Source organism: Candidatus Merdisoma sp. JLR.KK006 (assembly GCF_036941035.1).
GTDB lineage: Bacteria > Bacillota > Clostridia > Lachnospirales > Lachnospiraceae > Laedolimicola.
In genome coordinates this window covers 26,554-41,256 of record NZ_JAYMNS010000018.1, presented here as the reverse complement: position 1 = coordinate 41,256, position 14,703 = coordinate 26,554, and the positions used below count along the sequence as shown (strand labels likewise).

Annotated in this window: 12 protein-coding genes; 8 read left to right on the top strand and 4 right to left on the bottom strand. The window is 42.6% G+C overall.

Features of this window, described 5'->3' with window-relative positions; all coding sequences use genetic code 11:
* Nucleotides 1-195 precede the first annotated feature (195 nt).
* On the bottom strand, nt 196-1,236 hold the full coding sequence (locus tag VSQ61_RS14110; protein WP_334345034.1) for an amidohydrolase family protein: 1,041 nt from the start codon (nt 1,234-1,236) through the stop codon (nt 196-198).
* 277 nt (nt 1,237-1,513) lie between these two features.
* Here VSQ61_RS14110 and VSQ61_RS14105 point away from each other — a divergent pair, with 277 nt between their 5' ends.
* Nucleotides 1,514-2,290, top strand: a complete 777-nt coding sequence (locus VSQ61_RS14105) for a DeoR/GlpR family DNA-binding transcription regulator (protein WP_334345033.1) — start codon at nt 1,514-1,516, stop codon at nt 2,288-2,290.
* 95 nt (nt 2,291-2,385) lie between these two features.
* On the opposite strand, the gene VSQ61_RS14100 is transcribed toward VSQ61_RS14105, so the two are convergent.
* From VSQ61_RS14100 to VSQ61_RS14090, 3 genes are all read right to left on the bottom strand, one after another.
* Entirely contained in the window at nt 2,386-3,606 is a 1,221-nt protein-coding gene (locus tag VSQ61_RS14100) for an ROK family protein (protein WP_334345032.1), read from the bottom strand.
* Between the two features lie 65 nt (nt 3,607-3,671).
* Nucleotides 3,672-4,589, bottom strand: a complete 918-nt coding sequence (locus tag VSQ61_RS14095; RefSeq protein ID WP_334345031.1) for a glycyl-radical enzyme activating protein — start codon at nt 4,587-4,589, stop codon at nt 3,672-3,674.
* Nucleotides 4,590-4,664: 75 nt separating this feature from the next.
* Nucleotides 4,665-6,827 carry a pyruvate formate lyase family protein gene (locus tag VSQ61_RS14090; protein ID WP_334345030.1) on the bottom strand — a complete coding sequence of 721 codons (2,163 nt, stop codon included), beginning with the start codon at nt 6,825-6,827 and terminating at the stop codon, nt 4,665-4,667.
* Between the two features lie 517 nt (nt 6,828-7,344).
* Here VSQ61_RS14090 and VSQ61_RS14085 point away from each other — a divergent pair.
* The 7 genes from VSQ61_RS14085 (at nt 7,345) to VSQ61_RS14055 (ending at nt 14,701) form a co-directional block, all read left to right on the top strand.
* The gene (locus tag VSQ61_RS14085) at nt 7,345-8,502 is read left to right on the top strand and encodes an N-acetylglucosamine-6-phosphate deacetylase (RefSeq protein WP_334345029.1); all 1,158 of its coding nucleotides are present in this window, start codon (nt 7,345-7,347) and stop codon (nt 8,500-8,502) included.
* 61 nt (nt 8,503-8,563) lie between these two features.
* Nucleotides 8,564-9,250 carry a cyclase family protein gene (locus VSQ61_RS14080; protein ID WP_334345028.1) on the top strand — a complete coding sequence of 229 codons (687 nt, stop codon included), beginning with the start codon at nt 8,564-8,566 and terminating at the stop codon, nt 9,248-9,250.
* Between the two features lie 38 nt (nt 9,251-9,288).
* Entirely contained in the window at nt 9,289-10,848 is a 1,560-nt protein-coding gene (locus VSQ61_RS14075; RefSeq protein ID WP_334345027.1) for an ABC transporter substrate-binding protein, read from the top strand.
* Nucleotides 10,849-10,937: 89 nt separating this feature from the next.
* Complete coding sequence (locus tag VSQ61_RS14070) at nt 10,938-11,903, top strand: ABC transporter permease (protein WP_334345026.1); 966 nt, start codon at nt 10,938-10,940, stop codon at nt 11,901-11,903.
* 12 nt (nt 11,904-11,915) lie between these two features.
* Nucleotides 11,916-12,734, top strand: a complete 819-nt coding sequence (locus VSQ61_RS14065; protein WP_334345025.1) for an ABC transporter permease — start codon at nt 11,916-11,918, stop codon at nt 12,732-12,734.
* A gap of 10 nt (nt 12,735-12,744) precedes the next feature.
* Complete coding sequence (locus VSQ61_RS14060) at nt 12,745-13,722, top strand: ABC transporter ATP-binding protein (RefSeq protein ID WP_334345024.1); 978 nt, start codon at nt 12,745-12,747, stop codon at nt 13,720-13,722.
* Nucleotides 13,715-14,701 (top strand): ABC transporter ATP-binding protein, encoded by a 987-nt coding sequence (locus VSQ61_RS14055; protein ID WP_334345023.1) that lies wholly within the window; start codon nt 13,715-13,717, stop codon nt 14,699-14,701. Before VSQ61_RS14060 ends, VSQ61_RS14055 begins: the two co-directional genes overlap by 8 nt.
* Nucleotides 14,702-14,703: the final 2 nt, after the last annotated feature.

The following is a 14,703-nucleotide window of genomic DNA, read 5'->3' as shown; positions in this document are numbered from 1 at the left end:
CCCAATTTACACCGCACCAGTCAGTAACCAAAAACTGCCATTGTAATAAAAATCAGGACATCTCAAGGAATTAAATTTCCGGGTGAGATGTCCTGATTGCATTTTCCAGGTAAGAAACCAAGCGGACAAATCAAAGCGTCCTTTTGATTTTACGAAGCTTTTTTAGATAATGAACCATTTGAAGCTGCTGCACACTTATGAAGTCAGCCCAAAGATCCGGGCCGAGTTCCTGTAGAAAATTTTATCAATATCCGTTTGGCTAAGTCCCAGTTTTTCGGCGGCTCTTTTGCAGGCGGCGATTTCCTCATAAATGAAGAAGGTGATTTTTTCTTTATCGGGTCCAGAGATTTCCCGCATGTGGGGATCGGCCGACACATCGCCTAAGGAACCGGCCGGGATCTCGTTGATGTAAAAACCATTTTCTACCACACGGCGGGCCTTCATACGGAAAATTGGAAAATCAGAGCCATAGATAAAGCGATCCGGTCCAAAGTAATTGAGAACCTGCTCCATTACATAGGCGTTGGTATTTGCTGTGAAATCCCATACGGTTTTTTCCGTATTTTTTAAATATTCAAGTGCATCCCCCAAATCCTCATCGGCATAAGCACGGCCAAGATGTGCGACCAGAAGCTGGAGATTCGGATATTTTTGTTCAATCTCCAGAAGCTGGACGTAATTCAGGGGATCCGCCAGTCTTTTAGGGCGGGCAATATGAAGCTGCACGACCCAGCCGTGCTTGTCTGCTAAGGCAAGCTGATTGGGAGGAAGAAAATCATAGATTCGGATTTCGTTAGTAGGTATATAGGAAGGAGCATATTCCAGATATACCTTGAGGCCGCAGAAATTTCCTTCAGCCACATGACGTTCGATTTCCTCCAAGGGTTCCTCCGGCCGTGAAAGATAGAGAGCCGGAAGCTGGTGGGTTTTGGCGCATTCCTGTACATACTGATTGGATTGTACGGTATCTACGGCAATATTCACATGAGAATATAAAACGGGAATCACACGCTTTCCAGGGAACAGCTCCAGGTTCGTTTCCATCAAATCCTCAATGGAATTATCTTTTGCAACCATTTCCGGCCAGGCGCAGGAACGGCTGGCGGAAAGCTCACCGGTGACAAAACGCTGAAGCCAAATGTGGTTGTGGCAGTCAATGAAAGTGTCCGGAAGAAAGTTCTCCAGATACTCTTTGTAAAATTGCTGATCGTAAGGGGTTACTTGAAGTAAAGGCATAGGTACACATCTCCTTATAAAATAATATTTCCGATAGCTTGTTTCCCAATGCTTCAAGATAAAAAGGCTGAGATTCAATCTTTGCATTGCCGGAATAAAGTTATATGGATTCTACTCATATTTTAAGACTGTTTCGCTCAATAGTCAACAAAAATATGAGTGAAACAATCAAAGCGGGGTGTACAAATAAAAGATTTTATGTTATACTACCAGAAAAAGGGGGAGTTGTACGCATTAGATTTCTATTGAAAGATGTGATACACCAGAAGGAGAACAAATGAATTACAATCGGGAACAGGCTCTGATGAACAGGCTGAGAATTAAAGGAAGACTGGAACTGGCAGATGTGGTGGAGTTCCTTGAGATTTCGGAATCCACAGCAAGACGCCTTTTTTCCAGATTGGAGGCAGAGGGAAAGCTCATAAGAATTCACGGAGGAATACAGCTTCCGGTAAAGAATCCTCAGGAATATTCTTTTGAACAGGTGGTTAAAAGCAAGATTGAGGAAAAAAATGCAATCGGGAAGAGAGCATGCGACCTGCTGCGGGATGGGGATGTCATCTTTTGTGATGTGGGAACGACGGTTCTCTGTTTTTGCATGGAGCTTGCTCATCGGATGGAGGAAAAGCCGTTTGAGCTTCGGGTTTATACCAATTCCCTGGCGAATTTTGAAATTTTGTCTCCTTGTATGCCGATTACACTTATTGGTGGAGAATATCGGGCAAACCGGAAGGATTTCAGCGGTTATTTGGCGGAGCTGGCCATATCAAAGGTTCATTTTACCAAATGCTTTTTGGGAACGGATGGCTGTGATATGAAGCAGTATTTTACTACGACCGACTTTGATACGGCCAGAATGGATGAAACTGCTATGCGTAATTCCAATGAGGTCTTTATTCTTTGCGATTCAGGAAAGTTCTCTGCCTGTGCACAGGTGGGGTATGCGGATTTTGCGGATGTGGATCGGATTGTAACGGATAATCGGATTACGCCGGAGGTTCGGGCGCAGTTAGAGGGGTATGGGATGGAAGTTCTGATAGCGGAAGTATTATGATAGCAATTGATATAAATCAACAGAGATTAAGATGAAGGAGGGTATGCTGCACGAAAGAAGATGGTACAGCATACCCGCTCTGCGGTGTAAAATGACTACCGTGAAGCCAATTCATCCAACTTGTCATTCAGCACATATGCAGTAAGTGCTTTATAGTTTTCCTCTTTTTTTAGGCGGGCATGTTCCATACGGATTTCTCGTCGAAAGGTATTTACAATTCGACTGCGAGCCTCGGCTAAAGCAACTTCCATAATGAAGGGATCAAAATCCATTCCATAACCAGAAATGATAAAAAGATCCGGGTCAAAAATATTGATAAGATTGACCAAACCGTAACCCAGGTATTTTCCTGTTTCCATAAGAAGCTCGTTTGCATAAATACTTCCTTTTTTTAGAGCGAGATCCAGAGTGTCCAGAGTCAATGGCATCTGCTGCTCAATCACCAAGCGATAAAGTACATCATAGTCATCCAGGGTGGAAAGCCCTCTTTTCAGTCTGTTAAGTAAAGCTTTATGGCCGCAGTAAACCTCAAAACAGCCGGAATTGCCGCAATAGCATTTTTCGCCGTCAACTTTCAGGGTCATATGGCCGGCCTCTCCGCTGATTCCATTTAGGCCGCATATTAATTTCCCGTTAAAATAATGTGCAATACCAATACCTGGAGATAGGTTTAAATAAATGATATTTTTGATTGTATGATTTACATAGCGGGTTTCGTAAACGGATTTGATTCGAGAAATATTGTCTATATAAATGGGCAAATGGACTGCGGCTTCTAAAGGGGTGGAAAGATTTACGTTCTGCCAATTATAAAGAGGCATATCAATCATTTTATTTGTGTCTACCATACCGTTAATACTGACGGCAAGGGCGCACAGCTTTTGGCGAATAGAATCCTCCAACTGGTCTAAAAACGAACAAATATGGTTGATAAAAGCCCGCATGATATTTTGCACCGAGTTATCAGGGGAAGCGGTAAATGACATACGGATCGTATTTGCAACAATTTTTTCGCCTAAAAGATTGCATACTGTAAGTAGAAGAGCATCCTGTTCGGACATTTCAGCGCAGAGAATATATGCATAATCTCCGTTAAATTTCAGAAATTTTGTTTTACGTCCATGCTTATAATAGGCCTCTCTTCCCTCCAGAAGAAGGTTTTGGTGAATAAGCTCCGTTACAAGATTCGTGATTGTCCCGGCGCTCAGGCCAAGGGCGGCGCTCAGTTTGATGCGAGTTGCGTCCTCGCTGGTGATTGTATAATTTAAAATCCTTTTTTTATTGTTCTTTTTTATTGTTAGAGCAGCGGGATTCATAGTTTCTCCTATGTGTTTATTATAACTTTATCATATATGTGGAGATTTGATTTGTCAAATTGAAATCAAATAGTTTCGCAAAAAACGGAGATCCCTTTATCAGACAGAATGCGGCTTAAATGTGAGATATATTCCTTTGTCTGTGGTGTTAAATCAGGCAGAGGATATTCGCCGGGACCGCCATCATTATAAATGGTAGAGTTGCCGTATTTAGAAGCGGCCAGACGGTTATACTGAAGAAGCTCTATCCGAAGAATATCGTTGTGAAGCTCTTGCAAAATAAAGTCTCCGATTGCATTGATATCTTCCGGATTATCCGTGTAACCTGGGATAAGAGGAACACGAAGAATAAGATTTGCGCCTGCCAGAGCCAGGGCTTTAACATTGGACAAAATAAGCGAATTGTGCTGTCCGGTATATTCTTTGTGGCGCAGGGGATCTAAAATCTTAATATCATATAAAAAAAGATCTGTATAGGGAAGGACTCGTTTAAAGGTTTCAAAAGGAACAAAACCACAGGTGTCTACTGTGGTATGAAGTCCGGATTCCTTGCACAGCCGCAGCGTGTGCTCCATAAACTGAGCGTGAGTGAGACATTCACCGCCGGAGAAAGTAACACCTCCGCCGGATAAATCATAAAAAAGCTTATCTTCTGAAGCGAGCATGGCAGTTTCTTCGGGAGACAAAAGTTTTGCTGCAAAATGACGAGCGCCGGTTTTGCATGCTTCTATACACTTTCCGCACAGGGTACACTGGCTTTTGGGAAGTCGAAGAGTATTATCCAATTTATTACAGGCTGCTTTACAAGCGCCGCAGCCAATGCATTTTATCCGCGTTAAGACAATTTCCTGCTCTCGGTGCATAGACTCCGGATTTTGACACCAAAGACAGTGAAGGGGACAACCCTTTAAGAAAAATGTGGTGCGGATGCCGGGACCATCATGTACAGCATAACGTTTAATATCAAAAATTTCAGCTTTCATTGGAATACCTCCTGAAAATATATTTCCCCGGCTGTCATAAAATGTGCGGCAGCCGGGGAAGCTTTTTCAAACGTATTAAAACGCCAAGGTGGAACGTGCGATGATGTGATCCTGGAATTTCTCAGGAATTGCAACAAAATAAGCTGAGAATCCCCAGATTCGAACAATCAGATCCGGATATTTTTCCGGGTGTTTTTTGGCATCAAGCAAGACCTGGTTATCAAGGACGTTGATCTGTACCTGGAGTCCGCCTACCTGAAAATATGCTTTAATCATTGCAATAAATTTGTCTCGTCCTTCCTGGCTGCTTAATGCGGAAGGGTGGAACTTCATATCCAGAACGCCCCCGCCGGAGCAGTGGGAGAAGTCTACTTTGCCGCAGGATAATACAATAGCAGTTGGCCCGTTTTTATCTGCACCCATTTGGGGAGAAAGGTTATCACTGTAATAATCCCGTGCCTTGCGGCCGTCTGCGGATGCGCCAAGAATCTGGGAACCGTATACATAGTTGGTGGCGCTGCTGACCCTGGCACGGTATGTATGTCCGCCGGGATTGTGGTGCTTGGTGACTTCCTGGGTATAGTATGCGACGATTTCATCAGCGATTTGATCCACTTCCCGGACATTGTTTCCGAATTTGGGGAGTTCGTTCAATATTCGTTGGCGGAGTTGTTCATGGCCTTCCCAGTTATTTTTTAATATTTCTACAAATTCTTTTAAGGTGTATTCCTTATCTTCATAAACCAATTTGCGGATTGCATAAAGGGCGTCTGCACAATTGGAAAGGGCTGATAATTGAAAATCTGTTTCCGTATAACGTACGCCGTACTCGTCAAAATCCTTACCTTTTTCCAGACAGTCTTCCATCATAGAAGAGTAGAAAGGCGAAGGTGAAATCATGGCACGATTCAGGTAGGAGGAAACCATATCTATATTATGCTTCATCTGTACCTTGAAGGCATTGAACAGCTTTCGGTAGGAATCAAACCATTCAAGATTACCGGTTGGGATGCCGTAGCGATCACCGATAAGCCCCTGAGCTGTTTCTTCGTTTGGAACGCCGAGAAAATATTGTCCGTTATTTAAAGCCCATTCGAGACACCTCAAGCAGCAGATACCGCCAAGGTTGCGGTTGAAGGCCTTGCCTTGGATTGTAACCTCCCAGCATCCGGAGGCGGCATAATCACGAGCATCTTCCAAGGTGTATTCCGGTTGGTTCATAAGGGAGGCAATGATGGCTTCGTCATTCTCATAGGTTGGAAATCCCATTCCAAGGCTGTTCAGATAAGCAGCCTTCTGCCAGATGGCATCAGGTGTGCCCTTATGGATGCGCAAATGAACTTTAGGATCGGTTACCTTCATATCGCATTTGGCATCCAGAATCATCATGGTGAGATCGTTGGTTACATCCTCTCCGGTAACGGGATCAATACCGCCGATCGTAATGGATTGGCCGGTATCGCTGTTGATTTTAATAGCCTCACCATGAGTTCGATCAATTTCATAATTCAGCTTCATAAAGAATGCCTCTAAAATTTCAAAGGCAAATTCTTTCGTCAGGATACCCTCATCCAGATCCTTTTTGTAAAAGGGATAAAGAATTTGATCTGTACGTCCCAATGGGATCAAATAACCACCTTCCACCCAAATGAGGAATTGGATAAAGTACATTAGCTGGCAGGCCTGCCAGTAGGTTTGAGGAGCGCCGATTTGGAGTTGTTTTAAGTTATCTGCCATTTGCATCAGCTCCGCTTGACGAGTTTTGTTTACCTCTTTGTTAACGAAATCCCTTATGTAATCCTCATAACGCTTCATTAAGCTGAGGGCTGCAGTATTTGAGATAATAACTGATTCGTAATAGGTTTTCTCTTCATTGCTTTTTGCAGCCGCCTTTTTGGTACGGGCTTCTTGGATAAGAGTAGGGATTCCCATAGGAATGATTTTGTAATAAGCAGGGATACTGCTGTCATTGAGCGCAAAGCCTCGTTCGTCCTGGCCTAGATTGAAGCAGTTGTCAAAAGCGTTATTATAGCCCTTGGTTTCAAAGTTATGGTTGCCCCATTCGATTTCTTCTTCTGTTATATAAGTGGGCAATTGATAAACGGTTTTTCCACCGCAGATAAGATCGCCTTCCGGAAGAAAAATAGGCATGTGCTCCAATGCCAAGCGAAAGGCCATTGCTTTGCGGATGGGGAAGGGAAGAGACCTTGTCTCATCATTTAGAATAGAAAGCTCCAATGATTCTTTTCGGAAATTCTTATGGTATCCGGAAAAGAGTAATTCTCGTAAGTGGGTGATTCGGTTTGTCATATTTATGTGCTCCTTTCAATAATTTAATTATTAAATTTAATATAAAGTGATTATAGAAATAAATATGCGTAAAGTCAAGAAGAAATTGAAAAAATAGCTTTGATTGGTAAAAAAACAAAAATGAGTATAAATCGACAAAATAAATAAGAATAAATGAGAAATTATGCAATATATTCCAATATATGAATTGATAATAAAATACAATATTAACATAATAGACAGAATGGTAATAAAAAATTCGACTAAATCTCATAAAATACCGGTGACAAAAAAATAAAGCTTGACAGAAAGTATGTGCGTACTGTATAGTTTAATTATTAAAATAATAGAACGAAAGAAAGAGTTAGTAAAACAAATAGAAAAGTGGTTGAAGAGCAAAACATCATATGATAATATATATTATTTTTTAGCAAGAGATGGTAATAAATTAGGGGATGATACAATTATGAAAGCGATTGTCAACACGAAACTGATTTTGGAGGATGGAATCGTATGGGATGGAGCACTGACTTGGGAGGGCGAGAGGATTATAGAAGTCGGCCAAGCATCGGAAGTGACGATACCTGAGGATGCTGAAATTATAGATGCAGAAGGTATTTACACGGCACCAGGTTTGATTGATATTCACAATCATGGCTCTGTAGATGCTCTGTTCTGTGAAGAACCATTAAAGTGTGCAGAATATTTTGTGCGGCATGGAGAAACTACAGTTTTGCCGACGCTTTACTGTAATCTGAGTTTGGAACAAATGCTCCTGGGTGTAAAAAAAATCAGAAAAGAAGCTCAGACAGGCGTTGGACGTATCATGGATGGACTGTATATGGAAGGCCCTTATATGAATGGTACAGGAAGCAATCAGAAATTTATTCTGTGGGGAGGCAAGATTCATGAGCGGGAATATGCACCTCTGGTGGAGGCGGTAAAAGGATATGCAAGAATCTGGGCCGTTGATCCAGCGAGAGAGGGGATTGAAGACTTTATAAAATATGTCCGCAAAAAGGATACAACTGCGATTTTTGCCATGGGGCATTCCAATGCAACTGCAGCAGATTGTAGAAGAATGAAGAAATATGGCTTGCGGTTGCAAACTCATCACGGCGATTCGGGTAAAGCACCGGGGTTTGCCCAGGGAACTGTGGGCGCTGGCTGTGATGAATATACGCTATATGATCCAGATGTTTATGCCGAACTGATTTGTGATGAAAACGGAATTCATGTGGCGCCGGATTTGCTCAAGATGGTGGTTCGGACAAAAGGCATTGAGCGGATTATATTAATTACGGATTCTATGCCGCTTAGCGGTGATTTTGCGAACAATGAAGCAGATGGAGTCGCCTATGGTCCAGATTTGAACTATGATTACGAGGGGCATTTGGCAGGCAGTCACCTTACTCTTGACAATGCTTGTAGAAATCTGATGAAGCATACAGGATATGGTCTTTGCCATGCCATTCGATTTGCTTCGCTCAATCCGGCAAGATTGCTTGGAATTGATGATAGAGTGGGTAGTTTAGAGAATGGGAAAATGGCGAATCTGATTTTGATTGATGATATGGTGCATGTAAAAAAGGTCATATTAAACGGTGAGAGTATTCCTACGTAATCGTGTCTCAAAGGGAAGAATCTCGATTGTTTATTATAACAAAAGAAAAGGAGGCTAAAAAATGAGAAGGATCATTGACATCACAGGAAAAATTGATCATGGAATGTGGAATTACGATCCACCATTCACATCGATTAATATCAAACCACTACCCCCGATCGGTTGGCTGGGAGGACAGACTGTTGGGGCAGAACTTTTTGAGGGCGTTCATTCTCAGACAGGAACCTATTTGGAAACGCCAGCTCATTACTTTGGAAATGACAACAGTTATTTGCTTTCAGATGTACCGGCGGAAAGGACATACGAAGTTCCTTGTGTGGTTTTGAACATCGGGATGTTTAACATGGATTTGGAGAAGGGACGCCATGGGATCACGGTAGAGGAACTAGAGGCGTGCAAGAATGTATCCTGCATCAAAGAAGGCGATGCGATTTTGGTGGGAACAGGCTGGGGACGTTACTGGTTTGATCCACATAATCTGGATGGCGCTCCATATTTTACGAGGGATGCTATGATGTGGCTCATTGATAAGAAACCATTTATTTTGGGAGCTGATTCTGCAAGGTGGGATAATCTGGAGGAACCACAGGGGTTCTTTCAGACTTTCTATGAAGCTAATATTCTGATGGCGGGCCCATTTGTGAATCTGGAGCAGTGCACTGCGGAACGCTGTAAGTTAACTATTTTGGCCGCAAACTTTATGCATACCAGTTGCGCACCTGCAAGGGCACTTATTATTGAGGATTAGGTGTTTAAGAATATATATTCATTCATAGGAGGAAAAATATGAAGAAGAGACTATTAGCAGTACTTATGGCACTTGCAATGATTTCCACGTGTTTTGCGGGTTGTGGTTCAAAAGAAACAGAGCCTCCAACGACTACGGAAGGTGCGGTGGATGAAGAAGCAGTAGCGACCAGTACTTGCGGAAATGAATTGGTGATAGGTATCAATGGTGATATTGATGATTTTAACCCACAGACAAATCAGACATTAAATTTCATATCTCTGTTTGCGTTTAACTGCTATGAGACATTAATCCATTTGGATGAAAACATGGAGTATGTCACAGATCTAGCGACGGAATACGAGGTTGTAGATGATACGACTTATACGTTTAAACTTCGTGAGGGTGTTAAATTCCACAATGGGGAAATTTTTACAGCGGATGATGTTGTATATACCTTTGAGTGGATTCAGAACGAGGCAAATGCTGCATGGCGTATTACTCAATATACGATGGTGGAAGACGTGACGGCAGACAATGACTATCAGGTAACCTTTAAACTTTCAAGCCCAAATCCGGCGTTCCTGGACAGTATTGCCTATACTCCAATTATGAGTAAGAGTACCGATTCGGATTCTTTAAACGTTACTCCAATAGGAACCGGCGCATATAAATTTGTGAGTTGGACACCGAATGACAATATTACTTTGGAGAAATATGAGGAATATTGGGATGCGGATACGATTGTGGCAGAAAAATTAGTGATTAAGCCGTTCCCGGATTATTCTGTTGCTATTACGAATATGGAGGCAGGAACCTTAGATGTGTTAACTATGTTGACCGTAGAGAATAAGGAGATTTTGGAAAGCAAGGATGGTCTTAAAGTGCTTCAATCCAAATCCTCCAACAAGGTAGAGGAATTTGAAATCGGACGCCACAATGTGGAAGCCTTTAAGAATCCGGATGTCTTAAAAGCTATGAAGATGGCGTTTAATGCAGAGTTGATTAATGAGCAGGTATATGGTGGAATTGCAAAATCGGCAACAAGCTGTCTGCCGTCAGGAGCAAAATATTATAAGGCTGTCGATGAAGTGGAATATAATCTGGAAGCTGCAAAGGAACTTCTGGCAACTACGCCGTATAAGGATGGCTTTGAGTTTGATATGGTGCTTCTGAGTGGCTATGCAGAGGGTGAAAAAGCTGCCATGATTTGGCAGGCAGATTTGGCACAGATCGGCATTACGATGAATATTAAGAAGGCGGAGTTCTCTGTATGGTTGGACACATACTTAAACAGAACTTATGATATGATTGACAACAATTATGCTATGGTAGGAAGTGATCCTTCTACCTACTGCTCCATTATTCTTTCTCAGTTGGTAGATTATCAGACTTCAGATTTGCCAAGGTTGAATGAGCTGATTGAACAGGGTGTGACAGAAACAGATGAGACAAAGAGAGCAGGTATTTACGAGGAGATTCAGACGATAGTAGCTACTGAGTGCCCAGTATACACCTATATGGAAGTTCCGCAGATTGTTGGGCTTATGGATCGTGTGGAAGGACTCACCATTAATAATATGGGACACGTATTTTTGAAGGGTGTAACTTTAAAATAAGCCATTGCACAAGAAGGAAAACAAGTGATTTTGTACTGCCGGCTAGTTTGGACCGGCAGTACACAGAAATTGGTCTGGGAGGTATAGATTTGCGTATATCATCACTGATTAAATACTGCGTCAAAAGGCTAGCAATGGCAGTGGTTGTGCTTTTTATGGTAACAGTTGTAGTTTTTGCGGCGATTCGTCTTGCACCGGGAGATCCAGTTATGGCAAAAATCGGGCCTTATGGTGATCAGTCGCAAGAAAATTATGATCAAATTGCTACATCGCTTGGATTGGACAAGCCTATCACAACGCAGTATCTTGTTTGGATTGGCGACTGTTTGAAGGGGGAATTTGGAATTTCGCTCAGAAATGGCGCTGATGTGGGAGAGATGCTTGCACAGAAGGTGATTGTTAGCTTAGAACTGATTATAGTGTCGCTGACGCTTGCGATTCTGGTATCTGTGCCATTGGGACTCCTATCGGCTATCAAAAAGGGAACATTGGTGGATCAGGCACTGACAGTGTTGAGTACCAGTGCGTTAGCAATGCCAGGTTTCTGTGTGGGACTTCTTCTGATTATGCTGTTTGCGGTAAAGCTAAAGTGGCTGCCACCCAACGGCTATGTGAGTTTTGCAGAGAATCCCGCAGAGAATATTCGCCTGTTGGTTTTGCCAGCGATTACTTTGGGATTATTTGAGATGGCAGTGTTTACTCGCTTTGTTCGTTCGGAGACCCTTGAAATTCTACGTTCCAATTATATCCGTACAGCAAGAGCGAAGGGGCTTACAAAAAGACGGATTTACTTTAAACATGCTTTAAAAAATATTTTGGTAACTTTTATTACAGTAGTGGGCTCAGAATTTGGAACGTTACTAGGGGGAACGATCATTACAGAGCAGTTATTTGGATGGTCTGGTCTAGGGTGGTTTATTTATCAATCTGTATTAAATCGTGATTATCCTGTCGTGCAAGCGGGTGTTTTACTGATAGCTGTGGCCTTCGTTCTGATTAACATGCTGGTGGATATTGTATATACGACGATTGACCCACGTATTGAATTGAACTAAGGAGGATGATGCATGAAAATTAGACGAATAAAAATTACGACTATATTTGCCGTTGCGGTAGTCCTCCTTGTGCTCCTGTTAGCATTCTTTCCATCAATATTTACGACGTATGATCCGTTACAGATGGATATGATGAATAGCCTTAAAGGGCCATCGTCGTTGCACTGGCTGGGAACGGATGAGTATGGACGAGATTTATGGTCAAGAATTGTTTATGGAGCACGTCCCAGTATTGCGGTTGGATTTGGTGCGGCGACACTGGCTGCATTGATAGGTATTCCCATGGGATTGGCTGCAGGTTATTTTGGTAAAATTGCCGACAATGTGATTATGCGTATTATGGACGCATGTTCTGCGTTCCCGTCTTTCTTGCTGGCAATTCTAATCATTACCATTATGGACCCATCTACATTGTCTTTGATATTAACGATTTCGATTGTAAATATTCCTGCATTTGCAAGAATTGTTCGCAGTAATGTGCTGTCACTGAAAAAGAGAGAATTTGTGGAAGCAGCAAGAGCATTTGGGGCCAAAAAGAGATACGTGATGTTTCGAACCATACTGCCAAACTGTATTTCTTCTATCACTGTAGAGTATTCTCTTGTGGCTGCAACGGCCATCCTAATGGAAGCTGGCATGAGCTTTTTGGGACTGGGCATTCAACCACCCACACCTTCCTGGGGCTCTATGCTCTCCTATGCTAATCAGTATCTGAACCATTCAATTACTTATATTATGGTTCCTACCTGTACTATATTTATCGTGGTATTGTGCGTGAATTTGTTGGGAGATGCTCTGCGTGATTGGCTTGATCCTATGAAAATGAAATAAGAGGTGGTATATGAGTGTACTAAAGGTAAAAGATCTAGAGACACACTTCTTTTCTAGCAAAGGCGTGGCAAAGGCGGTAGACAAAGTTAGCTTTGAAGTGAAAAAGGGTGAGATCCTTGGAATCGTAGGTGAATCGGGTTGTGGAAAGAGCGTTACTTCTCTTTCGATATTGCGGCTGGTGGCAAGTCCGCCAGGGAAGATTGTTGGTGGAGAGATACTTTTCGAAGGAAAGAACCTGCTGGAACTTTCGGAGAAAGAAATGATGGCCATTCGAGGGAATAAGATCTCTATGATTTTCCAAGAGCCAATGACTTCTCTGAATCCGCTGCTCACCGTGGGTGAACAGATTATGGAGCCTTTGATACAACATCAAGGATTGAAACGAAAGGAAGCAAGAGCAGAAGCCATTAGAATGCTGAAGGAAGTAGGGATTCCATCGCCAGAAAAGCGTGTGGATGTTTATCCGAATGCAATGTCGGGGGGGATGCGCCAGCGTGTGATGATTGCCATGGCTCTTTGTTGTAATCCTCGGGTTTTGATTGCGGACGAGCCGACAACGGCATTGGATGTAACTATTCAAGCACAAATTCTGGACTTGATAAAAAAATTGAGAGATGAACTGGGCACATCCATTTTGATGATTTCACATGACCTAGGAGTGATAGCAGAACTGTGTGATCGTGCTGTTGTCATGTACTGCGGAAAAGTGATTGAGTATGGTACGGTACATGAGATCTTTAAAAATCCTCAGCATCCATATACTCGTGGATTGCTGAAAGCTATTCCTAAACTTTCGGATAATCAGGAGGAACTGCATAATATCTGCGGTTCTGTGCCGAATTTGAGAGAACTTCCTAAAGGGTGTTCTTTTGCGGAACGCTGTGATGAATGTGAAGCTTGCTGTAAGGAAGGTGTTCCGGATGAGACATTTGTGAGTGAAGGTCATATGGTGCGCTGCTTTAAAAGCGGAGGGATAAAAAATGGATGATAATGTACTGGTAAAGGTAGAAGGCCTGAAAAAATATTTCCCCGTGGCAGAAGGATTTAAAACCCGACATCTGAAGGCACTGGATGGTATTGATTTAGAGATTATGCGAGGAGAGACTCTGGGATTGGTTGGGGAGTCTGGTTGTGGAAAATCTACGCTTGGACGAGTGACACTTCGCCTTTTGGAAAAGACTTGCGGAAAAGTGTATTTTGAAGGAAAAGATATTTACGCAATGAAAAGCAAGGAATTGATACAACTGCGAAGTTCTATGCAAATTATTTTTCAAGATCCGCTGGCATCGCTGAATCCTAGGATGCGGATTCGTCAGATTGTAGAGGAACCGTTACTCTTTCACGCTGGCCAAATGGGAATCGATTTAAGGAATAAGAAATTAGTTCAAAAAATGGTAGATGATGTGCTTTTAACTGTCGGTTTGTCGCCTGAGGTGGCTTCCCGTTATCCGCACGAGTTTTCTGGTGGACAACAACAGAGAATAGGAATTGCAAGGGCGCTGATTCTGAAACCGAGCTTTATTGTCTGCGATGAAATGGTATCGGCATTGGACGTGTCGGTGCAGGCGCAGGTGTTGAATTTGATGAAGAAGCTGAAAGCGGAATATCAATTGACATTTATGTTTATTTCACACAACCTGTCTGTTGTCAAACACATTTGTGATCGGATTGCGGTGATGTATTTGGGCAGAATTGTGGAAATTGCGGAGAAGGAGACACTGTTTGCCAATCCCTTGCACCCTTATACGAAGGCTTTGATTTCAGCGATTCCAATCCCAGATCCGGAACTGAAAAGAGAGCGGATTCTGATGGAGGGGGATTTGCCGAGTCCTTTAGATCCGCCGGGAGGATGTACCTGCCATACAAGATGCACAGAGAAATGCGAGATGTGCAGTGAGAAAATTCCGAAATTTGTTGAAGTGGAACCGGGGCATTTTGTGGCTTGCCATTGTATAGTAAAAAACTAAAA

Coding starts and splice junctions, on each gene's coding strand:
- VSQ61_RS14065 (WP_334345025.1), top strand. CDS start 11,916: ATGAAAATTAGACGAATAAAAATTACGACTATATTTGCCGTTGCGGTA.
- VSQ61_RS14075 (WP_334345027.1), top strand. CDS start 9,289: ATGAAGAAGAGACTATTAGCAGTACTTATGGCACTTGCAATGATTTCC.
- VSQ61_RS14085 (WP_334345029.1), top strand. CDS start 7,345: ATGAAAGCGATTGTCAACACGAAACTGATTTTGGAGGATGGAATCGTA.
- VSQ61_RS14095 (WP_334345031.1), bottom strand. CDS start 4,589: ATGAAAGCTGAAATTTTTGATATTAAACGTTATGCTGTACATGATGGT.
- VSQ61_RS14080 (WP_334345028.1), top strand. CDS start 8,564: ATGAGAAGGATCATTGACATCACAGGAAAAATTGATCATGGAATGTGG.
- VSQ61_RS14110 (WP_334345034.1), bottom strand. CDS start 1,236: ATGCCTTTACTTCAAGTAACCCCTTACGATCAGCAATTTTACAAAGAG.
- VSQ61_RS14105 (WP_334345033.1), top strand. CDS start 1,514: ATGAATTACAATCGGGAACAGGCTCTGATGAACAGGCTGAGAATTAAA.
- VSQ61_RS14100 (WP_334345032.1), bottom strand. CDS start 3,606: ATGAATCCCGCTGCTCTAACAATAAAAAAGAACAATAAAAAAAGGATT.
- VSQ61_RS14060 (WP_334345024.1), top strand. CDS start 12,745: ATGAGTGTACTAAAGGTAAAAGATCTAGAGACACACTTCTTTTCTAGC.
- VSQ61_RS14055 (WP_334345023.1), top strand. CDS start 13,715: ATGGATGATAATGTACTGGTAAAGGTAGAAGGCCTGAAAAAATATTTC.